The 1,151-nt window shown below is 36.9% G+C and carries 2 protein-coding genes; both read right to left on the bottom strand.

Annotation, left to right across the window (positions count from 1 at the left end; all coding sequences use genetic code 11):
* Positions 1 to 732, bottom strand: a 732-nt coding sequence (locus tag C3945_RS11675; RefSeq protein ID WP_161879821.1) for an RNA-guided endonuclease TnpB family protein, incomplete at its 3' end; no start/stop codon positions are given.
* 15 nt (positions 733 to 747) lie between these two features.
* Positions 748 to 1,151: IS200/IS605 family transposase (tnpA, locus tag C3945_RS11670; protein ID WP_161879820.1), on the bottom strand; the 404-nt coding region annotated here is incomplete at its 5' end.

Here is a 1,151-nt window from a genome sequence, read left to right as displayed (position 1 = left end):
CTCATGTTTCTTAGCTAACATCTGTCTGGCTTTGTCTCTGTTTTTGCTAGCTCTCTTCTTCCGTGAGAGTGATTTTTGCGCTTTAATTAACGCTTTTTCTGATTTTCTCAAACAGTTAGGATTATCATATTTTTCGCTCACACCGTCATCATTTGTCGTGATGGCAAAGTGATAAATCCCTAAATCAATTCCTATCTTATTTTTGGCAGGAATCCACTCCAAATCGCTCAATTCCACCAAAACAGAGACAAAGTATTTCCCTGATGGCATCTGTTCAATGGCACAAGATTTGATTGTTCCATCGAAATTCCGATGATGTTTCATTTTTATAAAGCCAACCTTCGGTAACTTGATATACCCATTCTCTATACGGATATTCCCACCTTGATTGTTGGTTTTGTATTTCTTTCTGCTTTTCTTTTTTGATTTGAACTTTGGAAACTTCGCTTCACTATTGAAGAATCGTTTATAAGCAGTGTTTAAATTTAGCTGAGCATTCGCCAAAGCTAAATTATCCACTTCTTTTAAGAACTCAAACTCCTGCTTAAAAGAGGTGTAGGTACGGGGTTTGTTTGCTTTTAGCGCTTCTTTATCGTCCTTATATGTTTCATACAGTTCTTTTCGGTTTGCTAGCATTTGGTTGTAAATAAAACGTGTCGCTCCAAATGATTTTGCAAAGAAAATTTGTTGGTCTTTATTTGGATACAGACGGTACTTGAACCCTTTGAGCATGCCTACACCTCCCCTCTATTTATGGTTGATTTGTTGATTTTGAATGTAGTGCTTTATTTGATCTTCGGTGTTGTCGCTGACTGTTGCCACAAAATAAGTTGGATTCCACAAGTGTCCACCATATAATGATTCTTTGAGCTCTGGGTATTTTTGGAATAATCGTCTTGCGGAAGTACCTTTGAGCGCCTTCATGATGGAGGGAATATAATGCTGAGGCTTACATTCCACCAGTAAGTGAATGTGGTCTTTGTCTGTTTCCATTTCCAAAATAGTTATCTCGTTGTCATTAGCAATAGACGATATTATTTCTTTCAAGTCAATCTCTACAGAACCTTTAATAATCGGCTTTCTGTACTTTACACACCATACTATATGGTACTGAATATAGTAGACGTAACCTCTTCCTTTTAGTGCTTTTT

Origin of the sequence: Alkalibacterium sp. MB6, from assembly GCF_009935905.1 — a bacterium.
GTDB lineage: Bacteria > Bacillota > Bacilli > Lactobacillales > Carnobacteriaceae_A > Alkalibacterium.
Note: the sequence above shows the minus strand (reverse complement) of the source record. Positions and strands in the feature narration are given on the sequence as shown.